Origin of the sequence: Rhodovastum atsumiense, from assembly GCF_937425535.1 — a bacterium.
Taxonomy (GTDB): domain Bacteria; phylum Pseudomonadota; class Alphaproteobacteria; order Acetobacterales; family Acetobacteraceae; genus Rhodovastum; species Rhodovastum atsumiense.
Genome location: NZ_OW485601.1, coordinates 4,036,895 through 4,049,876, shown reverse-complemented (window position 1 = coordinate 4,049,876; position 12,982 = coordinate 4,036,895). Strand labels below are relative to the sequence as shown.

Annotated in this window: 11 protein-coding genes and 1 pseudogene; 5 read left to right on the top strand and 7 right to left on the bottom strand. The window is 69.5% G+C overall.

All coding sequences use genetic code 11. From position 1 onward, the window contains the following. Nucleotides 1-27: 27 nt before the first annotated feature. A pseudogene (locus NBY65_RS18395) lies at nucleotides 28-1,206 on the top strand (IS701 family transposase); the annotation flags it as partial. A gap of 209 nt (nucleotides 1,207-1,415) precedes the next feature. Here NBY65_RS18395 and NBY65_RS18390 read toward each other — a convergent pair. Continuing rightward, on the bottom strand, nucleotides 1,416-2,144 hold the full coding sequence (locus tag NBY65_RS18390) for an NAD-dependent epimerase/dehydratase family protein (protein ID WP_150041720.1): 729 nt from the start codon (nucleotides 2,142-2,144) through the stop codon (nucleotides 1,416-1,418). An 88-nt stretch (nucleotides 2,145-2,232) separates the two neighbouring features. Here NBY65_RS18390 and NBY65_RS18385 point away from each other — a divergent pair, with 88 nt between their 5' ends. Together NBY65_RS18385 and NBY65_RS18380 are read left to right on the top strand one after the other, a co-directional pair. Beyond that, entirely contained in the window at nucleotides 2,233-2,835 is a 603-nt protein-coding gene (locus NBY65_RS18385; RefSeq protein WP_150041797.1) for a MarR family winged helix-turn-helix transcriptional regulator, read from the top strand. Beyond that, a complete protein-coding gene (locus NBY65_RS18380; protein ID WP_150041721.1) occupies nucleotides 2,774-4,276 on the top strand; it encodes an ATP-binding protein in 1,503 nt (500 codons plus the stop codon). Before NBY65_RS18385 ends, NBY65_RS18380 begins: the two co-directional genes overlap by 62 nt. Nucleotides 4,277-4,295: 19 nt before the next feature. Here NBY65_RS18380 and NBY65_RS18375 read toward each other — a convergent pair whose 3' ends face one another. The 5 genes from NBY65_RS18375 to NBY65_RS18355 all read right to left on the bottom strand — a co-directional run bounded on the left by NBY65_RS18375 (nucleotide 4,296) and on the right by NBY65_RS18355 (nucleotide 9,656). Continuing rightward, nucleotides 4,296-4,691 carry a (R)-mandelonitrile lyase gene (locus NBY65_RS18375; RefSeq protein WP_150041722.1) on the bottom strand — a complete coding sequence of 132 codons (396 nt, stop codon included), beginning with the start codon at nucleotides 4,689-4,691 and terminating at the stop codon, nucleotides 4,296-4,298. A gap of 29 nt (nucleotides 4,692-4,720) precedes the next feature. Beyond that, nucleotides 4,721-6,061: a c-type cytochrome gene (locus NBY65_RS18370; RefSeq protein ID WP_150041723.1), complete on the bottom strand. Its 1,341-nt coding sequence runs from the start codon at nucleotides 6,059-6,061 to the stop codon at nucleotides 4,721-4,723. A 33-nt stretch (nucleotides 6,062-6,094) separates the two neighbouring features. Beyond that, on the bottom strand, nucleotides 6,095-8,317 hold the full coding sequence (locus NBY65_RS18365; RefSeq protein WP_150041724.1) for a xanthine dehydrogenase family protein molybdopterin-binding subunit: 2,223 nt from the start codon (nucleotides 8,315-8,317) through the stop codon (nucleotides 6,095-6,097). Nucleotides 8,318-8,330: 13 nt separating this feature from the next. Further along, nucleotides 8,331-8,777 (bottom strand): (2Fe-2S)-binding protein, encoded by a 447-nt coding sequence (locus NBY65_RS18360; RefSeq protein ID WP_150041725.1) that lies wholly within the window; start codon nucleotides 8,775-8,777, stop codon nucleotides 8,331-8,333. Between the two features lie 300 nt (nucleotides 8,778-9,077). After that, nucleotides 9,078-9,656, bottom strand: coding sequence for a MarR family winged helix-turn-helix transcriptional regulator (locus tag NBY65_RS18355; RefSeq protein WP_150041726.1), 579 nt, complete (start codon nucleotides 9,654-9,656; stop codon nucleotides 9,078-9,080). Between the two features lie 183 nt (nucleotides 9,657-9,839). Here NBY65_RS18355 and NBY65_RS18350 point away from each other — a divergent pair, with 183 nt between their 5' ends. Both NBY65_RS18350 and NBY65_RS18345 read left to right on the top strand, forming a co-directional pair. Continuing rightward, entirely contained in the window at nucleotides 9,840-11,003 is a 1,164-nt protein-coding gene (locus tag NBY65_RS18350; RefSeq protein ID WP_203330531.1) for an HlyD family secretion protein, read from the top strand. Next, nucleotides 11,000-12,571 (top strand): DHA2 family efflux MFS transporter permease subunit, encoded by a 1,572-nt coding sequence (locus tag NBY65_RS18345; protein ID WP_203330532.1) that lies wholly within the window; start codon nucleotides 11,000-11,002, stop codon nucleotides 12,569-12,571. Before NBY65_RS18350 ends, NBY65_RS18345 begins: the two co-directional genes overlap by 4 nt. A 36-nt stretch (nucleotides 12,572-12,607) precedes the next feature. On the opposite strand, the gene NBY65_RS18340 is transcribed toward NBY65_RS18345, so the two are convergent. Continuing rightward, on the bottom strand, nucleotides 12,608-12,982 hold the full coding sequence (locus tag NBY65_RS18340; RefSeq protein WP_150041728.1) for a response regulator: 375 nt from the start codon (nucleotides 12,980-12,982) through the stop codon (nucleotides 12,608-12,610).

Below are 12,982 nucleotides of genomic sequence, written 5' to 3'. Positions count from 1 at the left end.
TGTGTGATGCGCTGGTGGGAGGAACGGATGAGCAGTGCAGGCATGGAGACGACGCTCGAACTCTGGGCGTCGTCGCTGCGGGATGTGAAAGCCCGCATGCGTTCTCTGTTCACGCAGGACCGGGTGGCGGCCTCTGCGGGGCAGTTCCTGGATGGGTTGCTCGGGCCTGAGCGGCGCAAGACCGGTTGGATGCGTGCCGAGGCGGCAGGCGATTCGGGCCCCTGGCGGCAACAGGCCATTCTCGGTCGTGGTCGCTGGGACGCCGACGCCTTGCGCGACATTGTACGCGACTATGCGCTGGAGACGCTGGCCGACCCGGAAGCGGTGCTGGTGATCGACGAGACCGGCTTCCTCAAGCAGGGTAAGTCGTCTTGCGGGGTGGCGCGGCAATACACCGGCTCGGCGGGCAAGATCACGAACTGCCAGATCGGGGTGTTCGCCGCCTACGTGTCGCGCCATGGCCACGCCTTCATCGACCGTGCCCTCTACCTGCCGAAAGCCTGGACCGACTCCCCGGCGCGCCTTACGGCCGCGCATGTGCCGCCCGGGGTGAGCTTTGCCACCAAACCGCGGTTGGCGATGGAGATGATCAGGCGAGCCATTACCGCAGGCGTACCGTTTGCCTGGGTGGCGGCGGATACGGTCTACGGCGTGGGCGAGATCGAGATGGCGCTGCGCAAGGCGGGCAAGGGTTACGTGCTCGGCGTCAAATCGAACCAGACCTTCCAGTCCTGGATCGGCAAGCCGGAGATATCGGGCACCGCCGAAGACATTGCGAAGGATCTTGCCCCCTCCGCCTGGAAGCGCCTCTCGGCGGGCGCGGGCACCAAGGGAGCGCGGCTCTATGACTGGGCCTACTTTGAACTGGCCGACCTCAAGGCGGCCGAATACGACGATAGCCAGAGTGGGCTCTGGACCCGCGGTCTGCTGATCCGGCGCAACATCACCGACGGCGAATATGCCTACTTCACCACCTGGTGCCCGGCCGGAACCGGCATCGAGAGGTTGGTGACCGTCGAAGGCCAGCGCTGGACGATCGAGGACAGCTTCGAAACCACGAAGAACGAGCTCGGTCTCGACCACAACGAAACCAGGTCCTGGCACGGTTGGCACCGCCACGTCTCCCTGGTGATGCTTGCCTTCGCCATGCTGGCGACCATCCGCCACCATGCCAACTGCCTGCCACCCCCAAAAACAATCCTGCGGACAGCAACAAACCTGCCGAGCTCATCCGCTGGTCCATGCAGGAAATCCGACGCGTCGCCACACGTCTTGCGCAACGACGCATCCAGCCCGCACACGTTATCGCCTGGTCGCTCTGGCGACGCGCCCACCAAGCCGCTGCACAACGCTCGCATCTGAAACGAAAAATGCAACTGTAATGCTAGGCACGCCGCCGAAGCCTGGCCTCGCGCTTACGGCGCCGGCCTCCAGGCCGCAGACCAGTGCAACTCCCGCCTGGCCTTGTCGCCGCGCAGCGTGCCGTCATCCTCGGCGATGTTGTAGATGCCGCGGGCGCCATGGACGGTCGCCAGCACCGCCGCCCAGGCCGCGGCATCGACATGCAGCGGTCCCGGACCGGCCGGGGCGTCGAAGCCGGTTCCCGGCCCATAGAGGCGGCCATAGCGCAGGACGATGCCCACGAAGGGCGCCGCCAGGACCTGACGTTCCAGACTCGCCACGCCACGCGCCGACACCCCCGCGCGGCCCTCCGCCTGCACGGCCAGCGGATCATCCTCGTCATGGGGCAGCTTCCCTTCGGCATAGGCGAAGGCAACGCTCTGGGCGATGAAGCGCCGGGCGCCGGCACGGAGGGCGGCCTCGACGAGATTTTGCGTCCCTTCTTCCCGGATCCTGGCATTGCGCGCGGTTGCCTCGGCCATGCGCGCGGGATCGAGCCCCGGCGGCAGATCGGTCAATTGATGGACCACGACCTGCGGCCCGGCCGCCATCACCGCGGCGCTCACCGCGGGCGCGTCAAAGACATCGACGATCACCGCCTGCATGCCGAGGCGCTCCAGTTCGGCCGCCCTGGCGTGCGAACGTGTCGTTCCGACGACGCACCAGCCTTCGGCGATGAGCAGCGGCGCCAGTCTTCTGCCAATGGCGCCGCCGGCGCCGGCGAGGAAAAGAGTCTTGTCCATGCAACGGACTCCAGGGCAAAGGCGATGGCGCGGCGCCATCAGGCCCGATAATATCAGAGCACGAATAATATATCAGAGCACTGATATCATGCGCAAGCCATCCAACGCCGCACAGCCCCCCGGCCCTGGGGAGGGCAAACGCGGCGAAGACGGGTATCTCGGGTATCTGCTCCGCCAGGCGGCGGGAGCTTATCGCCATCGCATGGATCGCGAACTGGCGGACCTGGATGTCACGCCGCCTCAATTCGCCGTCATGACGATGGTGAACGCCTATCCGGGGATCTCCAATGCCGATATCGCGCGGCTGGCCTTGCTGACACCGCAGACGGTCAGCGTCATCGTCGCCAACCTGCAGCGCGGCGGGATTGTGCAGCGGGTGCCCCACGACGTGCATGGCCGCATCCTGCGGATCGCGCTCACCCCGAGCGGCCAGGCGCTGCTGCAGCAATGCCGGACGCGAGTGCAGGCGCTGGAAGACGAGCTTTCCGGCGGGCTCTCCGAGGCGGACCAGGGGGTGATCCGAAAATGGCTTGCGGGCATCGCCAGGGGCGACGGGCTGGCATGCGGCGCTCGACGGGGGGCGGCCGGGTTGGTAACCCCTCCCCCGGAAGGAGCCTGGGATTCGGACGATGACGGTTGCGATCGGGATGGGACAGACGGAGGCGGGCGCCGCGGCGACGCTCGACCTTGAGGAGCTGCTGGCCACCCGCCTGCTGGTCCAGGGCAATTCCGGCTCCGGCAAGTCCCACCTGCTGCGCCGGCTGCTGGAACAGAGCGCCCCCTGGGTGCAGCAGACCGTCATCGACCCCGAAGGCGATTTCGTCACGCTGGCGGAGCGTTTCGGCCACCTGGTGATCGACGCCGAGGCCCATACCGAGTACGCGCTGCAGGTCGCGGGCGAGCGGGCCCGCATTCACCGCGTCTCCACCGTGCTGGACCTGGAGGGGCTGGACGCCGAGAACCAGTTGCGCCGCGCCGCCGCCTTCCTCGGCGGGATGTTCGAAGTCGATCGCGACCACTGGTACCCGATGCTGGTCGTGGTGGACGAGGCGCAACTGTTTGCCCCCGCCGTCGCCGGGGAGATCTCCGACGAGGCGCGCAAGCTCTCGCTGGGGGCCATGACCAACCTGATGTGCCGCGGCCGCAAGCGCGGGCTGGCCGGGGTGATCGCCACGCAGCGCCTGGCCAAGCTCGCCAAGAACGTCGCCGCCGAGGCATCCAATTTCCTGATGGGCCGCACCTTCCTCGACATCGACATGGCGCGCGCCGCCGACCTCTTGGGCATGGAGCGGCGGCAGGCGGACGCGTTCCGCGACCTCGGGCGCGGGCATTTCGTGGCGCTCGGCCCGGCGCTGTCCCGCCGCCCGCTGGGCATCCGCATCGGCCCGACCGAAACGCGGCCGCGCAACGCGCCGTCGCGGCTGATGCCGCTGCCGGAGGCGCCGCTGGAGGATGCGCATGCGGTGATCCTGGCCGCGCCCCCACCCGAGGCCGCCCGGCCGCAGCGCCGCCCGCCCGCGCCGCCGGCGCCCGACCTGCTGAGCCAGTTGATGGCCGCCGCCCGCCCCCCGGCCGAGGAAACCCGCGCCGAGACGGTCGAGGACCCGCCGAGCCCCGAGGCGCTGGCCGAGCGGCGCGAGCGGCAGGAACAGATCCTGCGCGCCATCCTGGCCGATCCGGACGCCGGGTTCCGCGCCGTCGGCGTGCTGTATCAGGATTTCCTGGTGCGCTGGCGCATCGAGGGCCTGGGTGCCGGGGTGCCGGACCTCGGCGGCTTCCGCCGCATGCTGACCCGCGCGCGCGCCGGCATCAGCGCCGAAATGGCCGAGGACGAGGCCTGGCAGGATGTCGCCGCCCGCGCCGCCATCCTGCCCGAGGACATGCAGGGCATCTTCCTGATGCTCGCCCGCGCGGCGCGGGAGGGGCAGCCCTGTCCGGGCGACCCGGCGATCGCGCGCGCCTATGGCACGCATTCATTGGGCCGGGCGCGGCGGGTGCTGAACTACATCGAGGAACAGGGGCTGATCGTCTGCCAGATGGACGGCGCCGGGCGGCGGATCGTGACGCTGGTGGAACTGGCCTGGGCCACCGCCCCGGGCGCCCCCGACGCCGAGGACGCCCTGGCAGGGTAAGCCTCAGGGGCCGCGGCGCTCAGCGCCGGTATTGCGCGTCGGTGACATGCTCCATCCAGTCCACGGCGGAGCCATGCAGCTTCTCCTGGATGGCGATGTGGCTCATGGCGGTGGTCGCGGTGGCACCATGCCAGTGCCGCTCCTCCGGCGCGAACCAGACCACGTCGCCGGCCCGGATCTCCTCGACGGTGCCGCCCTCGCGCTGCGCCCAGCCGCAGCCGGCCGTGACGATCAGGGTCTGGCCGAGCGGATGGGTGTGCCAGGCGGTGCGGGCGCCGGGCTCGAACGTCACCAGCGCCATCGCGACACGCGCCGGGTCGGGCGGGTTGAACAACGGGTCGATGCGCACCGCACCGGTGAACCAGTCCGCCGGCCCCGTGCCGGAAGGCTGTGATCCCGCTCGTCTGATGTCCATTGCCGACTCTCCTGTGAGTGCAGTGCCCCTCAGCGCATCTTCAGGATGATGACCTCGCTGCTGGCGGGATTGGTTCGTTCGCGCAGGGTGCGGACCTCCGCGGCGGACACCGGCGCTGCCCTGTTGCCCCAGGCGCCGCGCACGAAGCTGACCACCTCGGCGATCTCGCGATCGTTCAAATGGGCCCGCAGCGCCGGCATGCGATAGGCATCCGGGATGCCCCCGGCCACCACCCGGCCCGACCCGTTGAGCGTGAGATTGATCGCCGAGACGCCATCGGGTGCCAGCAGCGAACTCGCCCCCGCGAGAGAAGAGATCCATTCGCCGCGCCCACGCCCGTCCGGCCCGTGGCAGGGCGCGCATTGCACGAGGTAAAGCCGCGCCCCGGGAACGCCCTGGACCTGCCCCTCGGCGAGCAGTTGCGTCGTGGCCGCATCTTCCTGCCAGGGCGTGCCGTCACGGGCGGCATCGCCGGGCAGCGACTTCAGGTAGCGTGCGATCCCCTGCAGGTCGTCATCGGTCATGAACTGCGTGGAGTTGTTGAACGCCTCCATCATCGAGCCGAAGACGACGCCATGGCGGTTCCGCCCGGTGCGCAGGAAGGTAACGATCTCCGCCTCGCTCCAGCGGCCCAGGCCGGTGTTAGGATCGCCGCGCAGGCCCGGCGCATACCAGCCGTCGAGCGTCGCGCCGGAGAGGAAGCGGCCGCCGCGCTCGTCGAGCGCCAGTTCCTGCATGCCGAGGCCGCGCGGCGTGTGGCAACTGCCGCAATGGCCGGGCCCCTGCACCAGATAGGCGCCACGGTTCCACGCCGCGTCGCGCGCGGGATCGGGCACGAAAACTCCTGATGGGGCGAAGGCGAGGTTCCAGAAGGCCAGCGGCCAGCGCAGGTTCAGCGGCCAGGGAATGGTGCCCGGCCGGTTCGCCTGCCGCACCGGCTGCACGTGGTGGGCAAAATAGTCGTAGAGCGCGCGCACATCCGCGTCGCTCATCTTCGCATAGGACGGATAGGGCATCGCCGGATACAACCGGCGCCCGTCCGCCGCCACGCCGCGGCGGACCGCGTTGTCGAACTGCGCCAGCGTATAGCCGCCGATGCCGGTTTCCCGATCGGGCGTGATGTTGGTGGTGAAGATCGTGCCCATCGGCGTGCCCATCGCCAGCCCGCCGGCGAACGGCGCGCCGTCCTCGACCGAATGACAGGCGACGCAATCGGCGAGACGCGCGACATATTCGCCGGGCTCCGGCGGCAACGGCGCGGCCGGGGGCGCGTCGTTGTCGAAGGGAGAAGCCGGGCTGCGCGTGGCGAAGACCCAGGCGCCGAGGGCGGCGGCAAGCAGGATCACCGTGAAGACAACAAGGCGTTTCAAGGTTTGTCAGCCATCCCTGGAGGAAGTCGAAGCTTATGCCTGATCGCCGAACCGGGCCTTCGACAGCGGCAGGCTGCGCAGGCGCCTTCCGGTCAGCACCGCCACGGCATTGGCCACCGCCGGCGGCACGCCGGGCACGCCGGGTTCGCCGATGCCGCCCATCGCGGCGCCGCTCTCGATGATCCGCGTGTGTACGCGCGGCATGCGGCCCGGCGGCAGGATCGGGTAGCCGTCATAGTTGCGCGCGCGCGGCATGCCGTGCTCGTAGACCACTTCCTCCAGCAGGGCCGAGGACAGGCCGATGGCAACGGCCGACTGCACCTGTGCCTCGATGATCGCGGGATTGACGATGCTGCCGGGATCGATCGCCACCCAGACGTCATGCACCCGCACCTGGCCATCGGCGAGGGAGACCTCGGCGATGGTCGCCACCTCGCTCCCGAAGGGTGAGGCCATGGCCACGCCCCGCGCGCGGCGCGAGCCATCGGGTGCGGTGAAAGGCCCGCGCTTCCAGCCGCCGGAAAGATCGGCGACGGCATCGAGAAGGTTGCGATGGCGGGGACTGTCCGCGAGCAGGGCGCGGCGCAGCGCGAACGGATCCTTCCCGCCGGCATCGGCGATCTCGTCGAGGAAGCTTTCGTAGAAGAAGTCGTTCATGGAATGGCCGACCGAGCGCCAGAAGCCGATGACGACCGGATATTCGTGCCGCACATCGGCAACGCGGCGGTGCGCGATGGCGTAGGGCTTGCCGGACATGCCCTCGACGACGGACGGATCGGCGGCATCCGGGCGGCGCCCGAACACCCGCCCGAGCGGGCCCTCGCCGCGGGCCAGCGCCTCGATCGCCACCGGCATGCCACTGGCATCGAGCCCGGCGCGGAAGCGCACGACGCCCATCGGCCGCACGGCATCGCGCAGGAATTCCTCCTCGCGGCTCCAGATCACCTTGACCGGCCGGCCGACCGCCTTCGCCAGTTGGATGGCCTGGGGGAAGGGATTGGCCATCTCGTACAGGAAGTGCCGGCCGAAGAAGCCGCCCAGCAGCGGCGAATGGATCCGCACCTGCTCCGGCGCGATGCCGGCCGCCGTGGCGGCGACGCGCTGGAACATCTCCGGCGCCTGGTTGGGCAACCACAGGTCGAGCGTGCCGTCGGGGTTCCAGCGCGCGGTGGCCGAGGGCGGCTCCAACTGGCCATGCGCGAGGAACGGCGCGTCATAGGTCGCCTCCACCATGCGGCTGGCGCCGCGCAGCGCCGCGGCCACGTCGCCCTTTTCCTCGGCGGTGATGCCGGGGCCAGGCAGGGCGGCCAGGGTGGCGCGCAGGCCCTCGCTGGAAAAATCGGCAGGCATGGCGCGGGGGGATGCGACAGCCGGTTCCTGCCACGCCACCTGCAGTGCCTCGACGGCCCGGCGCGCCCGCCACCAGCGATCGGCCACCACCGCCACCGCGCCCGGCAGGCGATGGATGGAATGCACGCCCGGCATCGCCCGCACCGCGACCTCGTTGGCGATGGCGCCCGGCTCCTGACCGAGCCGCCGCGCATGCCGCACCGCGGCCTGCAGCATGCCCTCGACCGTGATGTCGATGCTGTAGACGGCACGTCCGGTGGATTTCTCGTGCACGTCCAGCCGGGCCAGCGGCTTGCCGATCCAGCGGAATTCCCCCGGCGACTTCAGCGGGACATCCACCGGTACCGGCAGGGCGGCGGCCTCGGCCGCCAGCGCCCCGTAGGCGAGGCTGCGGCCGGAGGCGGCGTGACGCACCTGCCCGTTTTCCGTGGTGAGGTCACCGACCGGCACGCCAAGCCGGGTGGCGGCCGCCTGCAGCAGCATCGCCCGCGCCGCGGCGCCGATGCCGCGCATCGCCGCATAGCTCATGCGTACGGACATGCTGCCGCCGGTGATGCGCATGCCGTTGCTCATCACCTGGTAGACCGGGTTCGCCGGCGCGTTCTGCACGATGAAGCGCGCCGGATCGGAATCCAGTTCCTCGCCGACGATCTGGGCCATGGCGGTGAAGACGCCCTGCCCGCCCTCGTTGAAGGGGCTTTGCAGGATCACGGCGCCATCGGGCCGGATTTCCAGGAAGGCGGACACCGGCCGGGCCGCCGCCTGCGCTGCGGCCGCCCGGCCGCGCACGGCCAGGCCCGGCAAGGCCACGCCGAGCACCAGGCCACCCAGCAGCCCGCGGCGGGACAGATTGACCGGCCGGCCTTCGGACAAGGTTTCGCCGGCAGGAGGGATCATGCCATCCATCGCAGTGTCCTCCTCAACCCTGCGCCACGTCGGCCACGGCGGCCGCGATGGCGTTGTAGGTGCCGCAGCGGCAAAGATTGGTCATCGCCGCCGCGATGTTCGCTTCGGCCGGTTTCGGCACGTGCTTCAGCAGCGCCGTCGCCGCCATGACCTGGCCGGACTGGCAATAGCCGCATTGCGGCACCTGGTGGCGGACCCAGGCATCGACGACGCGGCGGCCGACCTCGTCCCGCTCGATCGCCTCGATGGTGGTGACGGCGCGGCCCGCCACGCTGCCGACCGGCGTCACGCAGGAACGGACCGCCACGCCATCGACCAGAACCGTGCAGGCGCCGCATTGCGCCAGGCCACAGCCATATTTCGTCCCGGTCAGGCCAAGCTCATCACGGATCACCCACAGCAGGGGCGTGTCGGCCTCCGCCTCGATCCGGTGGGCCGTTTCGTTGACAATGAGGTCCATGGGGCCGCTCCTGGGATGGCACAGGAGATGTAGGACGGAACATGCGGTGCGACAGGTGCGTCCGGAGGGCTCCCTGTTCCGCTCGCCCCCTTCTGAACTGCCGGGCGGCGTAACCGAAGCCACTGTGATGGGCGATGGCAATCCGCCTATCGCGTCCAGATCCGGTCGGCGCGTCGTTTCATTCCCACCGCAACAACGCCGTGATGGCGCGGCGCTCTTCAACTGCGACGACAGTGCGGCTGCAGCGCGTCATCGCCCGCCGTCAGCCCGCTGGTGGATACGCTGCGCCGCCGGGGGTGATCATGTCGTGCCCTGACCGCTCCCCCGCCGTCTGGCCGGGCGATCCGTTTCCGACTCTTTCAGGTTCGCGCTGGCGAAGACCTGGCGGATGCGCTGCAGATGCTCCGTGGCGCTCACCAGCTCATCAGGGGGAAACGATGCGAAGATCGCACTCATCCGGGCGAGGTTAGTTTCAAACGCCTTTTCGAAGATCGCACGGCCCTTCGCGGTCAACGTCGCCAGCAGGTTCCGCCGGTCGTCGCGGGCAACGGCCGACTTCACGAGCCCGTCGCGTTCCAGCCCCGCCATCAGTCCGGAAACCGTGGCACGGGTCACCTCCAGGGTCGCGACGATTTCCTTGTGGGGAACGGCCCTCCCCTTGGCGGCCCACAGCAGGGCCATGATCTGGAAGCGCGACGTCGAGCCGGCCGTGCCGGCCATCCAGTCGGTGAGCAGATTGTCCACCTGCCGGGCGGTGGTGCGCAATGCGAAGACCAACCCGAGCACCTCCACGAGCGAAGCCGGGATGCGCTCGCGGATGGCCGCCATGACCGCGGGCGGCGGTTCCGGGGGAAGCTGGTGCGGGATATGCGACTTCATGGCCTGCAATCGTTCCAAACGGCAATAACCATTTTGTATGGCCCCTAACAATAATGCCGTCAATACCGGCCTGCAGTTTCGGCAGCCGGCGGCCGGCATGCCTCCCTCTCGTCGTTGCGCCGGCATTGACTTTGTTAGGCGCCTAACTTATTCTGTATGGAGCCTAACAAATCAGGGCGCCCCATGACCCTCGACGAGATCGACCAGGAGCCCGCACTCCTGCCCGCAAATGACCGGCCGGACCCGGCACGCCGCGCGGCCCGGCCACGCCCGGCCGCCCCCCGTGGCATGCCCCGCCATGCGCTGGCGGTCGGCGCCGCGCTGCTGGCCCTGGTGCCGCTCGCGGCCGGCGGGTATCTGTACTGGGATGCGGCGCGACGCTTCGAAACCACCGATGACGCCTTCATCGCCGCGCGGCAGTTCGCGCTTGCCCCGAAAGTTGCAGGCTACATCACTGCCGTTCCGGTCACCGACAACCAGCACGTCGCGGCCGGCGCGGTGATCGCGCGGATCGATGACCGCGATTATCGCGTGGCGCTCGCCCAGGCGCAGGCACAGGTGGACGCGGCCGAGGCCAGCATCCGCAATATCGACGCGCAAACCGCCGTGCAGCAGGCCCAGGTCGCGCAGTCCGCGGCGCAACTGGAACAGACCGAGGCCGGGCTGGTGTTCGCACAGCAGCAGGCGGCACGCTATGACTACCTCGCCGCCCATAACGGCGCCGCCTCCGTGCAGAGCGCGCAGCAATACGCCTCCCAGCTTCGCCAGCAGCAGGCAGCGCTGAAGACCGCCCAGGCGGCGGTGGCCGCCGCCACCCGCCAGTTGGCCGCGCTCAAGGCGCAGCGGGCCAGCGCCGAGGCGAACCTCGCGCAGGCGGCGGCACAACGCGACCAGGCAACGCTCAATCTGTCCTACACGACGGTCACCGCCAGCCAGCCCGGCCGCGTGGTCAATCTCTCCGCCGCCGTCGGGCAGTACGCGCAGGCGGGGGCGAGCCTGTCGATGTTCGTGCCGGACGAGGTCTGGGTCACGGCGAACTTCAAGGAAACCCAGCTTGATGCCATGCGCCCCGGCCAGGCCGTGACCCTGCGCATCGATGCCTATCCGGAACGCCGGATCAGCGGCCATGTCGCGAGCGTGCAGTCCGGCTCCGGCACCGCGTTTTCGCTGCTGCCCGCGGAAAACGCCACCGGCAACTACGTCAAGATCGTCCAGCGCGTGCCGGTGAAGGTGGTGATGGACAACCCGCCGACCGACGTGGCACTCGGTCCCGGCATGTCGGTGGTGCCAGAGGTGCGGATCGATCCCACGCCCTCGCTGTATGAGCGGCTGCGGAGCCGGCTGTGAGCCCCGCGCCGCGCCACGCCGCCAATCCATGGCTGATCGCGGTGCTGGTGGCGCTGGCGTCCTTCATGGAAGTGCTGGACACCACCATCGCCAATGTCGCGCTGCCCTATATCGCCGGCGGCATGGGCGTCAGCCAGGACGACGCGTCCTGGGTGGTGACGACCTATCTCGTTTCCAACGCCATCATCCTCACCGCCAGCAGCTTCCTGGCGCGGCGGCTCGGGCGCAAGACCTTCTTCCTGATCTGCCTTGCGCTTTTTACCATCAGCTCGGTGTTGTGCGGCTTCGCCCCGAACCTGGAAGCCCTGCTGCTGCTGCGCGTGCTGCAGGGGCTGGGCGGCGGCGGCATGGTCCCGGTGGCACAGTCGATCCTCGCGGATTCCTTTCCGCCGGAGAAGCGTGGGCAGGGCTTCGCGCTGTTCGGCGTGGCGGTGGTGGTCGCCCCCGTGGTCGGGCCGACGCTCGGCGGCTGGCTGTCCGACAACATTTCCTGGCACTGGTGCTTTCTCATCAACGGCCCGGTGGGCGCGCTGACCTTCGTGCTGATCGGATCACTGCTGCACGATGCCCCGGCCGAGGCGGAGCAACGCCGGCACCGGCGCGGCGAGGCGTTCGACTGGATCGGCTTCGCACTGGTCGCGACCTTCCTCGGCGCGCTGGAGGTGGTGCTCGACCGCGGGCTGGAGGATGACTGGTTCGCTTCCTCGTTCATCGTGGCGGCGGCGACGGTGTGCGCACTGGCCTTCGTGCTGATGATCCCGTGGGAGATGACCCGCCGCAATCCCGCGGTGGATCTGCGCATGGTGGCAAGCCGGCAGTTCGGGGCCTGCTTCCTGGTGATGCTGGCGACCGGCGCCATCCTGATGGCGACCACGCAGTTCCTGCCGCAACTGGTGCAGGCGGATTTCGGCTACACCGCCACCTGGGCCGGGCTGATGCTCTCGCCCGGCGGGCTGGTGACCATGGCGATGATGTTCGTCGTCGCCCGGCTCTCGACCAGGGTCCAGCCCAAATTCATGATCATGGCGGGCGCCCTGGTGATCGCAGCCTCGATGCACCAGATGACCAACGTGTACGAGGGCCTCGACTTCTGGTTTCTCGCGCATGCACGGATGCTGACCGGCGTGGGGCTGCCGCTGATCTTCCTCTCGATCACCGCGGCCTCCTACGACGGCATCCCGCCGGCCAGGACCGACCAAGCCTCGGCGCTGATCAACGCGGCGCGCAACACCGGCGGCTCGATTGGCATCTCGCTGGCGTCCAACATCCTCGCCCATCGCGAGCAGTTCCACCAGAGCCGGCTGGTCGAGCACGTGGTGCCCTCCGGGGTGGCCTACCAGGACACGCTGCAGCACCTCGTCGGCTGGTTCACCGCCCAGGGCAGCCCGCCGGGCCTGGCGCAGCAGCAGGCGGCGGCGTGGATCGGCCGCCAGGTGCAGGCCCAGGTCTCGCTGCTTGCCTACATGGACGTGTTCTGGGTGCTCACGCTGATCTCGCTCGCCGCGGTGCCGCTGGCGCTGACGCTGCGCAAGGTCAGGCTGGGAGGGGCCGCCCCGATGGGGCATTGATCCGGCCTGTGGCGGGCCCCATGCCCGGGCGTTCGGTCACGATGGCCGCAGCAACTGCTCGACGGCCGAGAGCAGCGCCTCCCGCTTGAAGGGTTTGCGCAGCAGCAAATCGGCGCCGTACCGGTCGGGATGCGGCTCTTCCACCTGCCCGGACACGTTGGGGTTGCCGCCGGTGATCCCCAGGAAGCGCGTGGGCGGCGAGTGGCGCCTGCCTTCGCGGATCACGTCCACCCCGCTGGCCCCCGCCATCCAGATGTCGGTGATGACCAGGTCGAACCGGGTGACGCGCAGCAGTTCGACCGCCTCCGCACCGTTGGTGGCGTCGGTGACCTGATGGCCCTTGCCCTGCAGGATCAGCCGCAGCGACAACAGAACTGCCGGCACGTCTTCAATCAGCAGAATCGACGCCAT

What these genes read in the sequence shown, in the direction of transcription:
- NBY65_RS18390 (WP_150041720.1), bottom strand. Translation starts at nt 2,144, where the DNA reads ATGGACAAGACTCTTTTCCTCGCCGGCGCCGGCGGCGCCATTGGCAGA.
- NBY65_RS18340 (WP_150041728.1), bottom strand. Translation starts at nt 12,982, where the DNA reads ATGGCGTCGATTCTGCTGATTGAAGACGTGCCGGCAGTTCTGTTGTCG.
- NBY65_RS18350 (WP_203330531.1), top strand. Translation starts at nt 9,840, where the DNA reads ATGACCCTCGACGAGATCGACCAGGAGCCCGCACTCCTGCCCGCAAAT.
- NBY65_RS18385 (WP_150041797.1), top strand. Translation starts at nt 2,233, where the DNA reads ATGCGCAAGCCATCCAACGCCGCACAGCCCCCCGGCCCTGGGGAGGGC.
- NBY65_RS18355 (WP_150041726.1), bottom strand. Translation starts at nt 9,656, where the DNA reads ATGAAGTCGCATATCCCGCACCAGCTTCCCCCGGAACCGCCGCCCGCG.
- NBY65_RS18375 (WP_150041722.1), bottom strand. Translation starts at nt 4,691, where the DNA reads ATGGACATCAGACGAGCGGGATCACAGCCTTCCGGCACGGGGCCGGCG.
- NBY65_RS18380 (WP_150041721.1), top strand. Translation starts at nt 2,774, where the DNA reads ATGACGGTTGCGATCGGGATGGGACAGACGGAGGCGGGCGCCGCGGCG.
- NBY65_RS18360 (WP_150041725.1), bottom strand. Translation starts at nt 8,777, where the DNA reads ATGGACCTCATTGTCAACGAAACGGCCCACCGGATCGAGGCGGAGGCC.
- NBY65_RS18365 (WP_150041724.1), bottom strand. Translation starts at nt 8,317, where the DNA reads ATGGATGGCATGATCCCTCCTGCCGGCGAAACCTTGTCCGAAGGCCGG.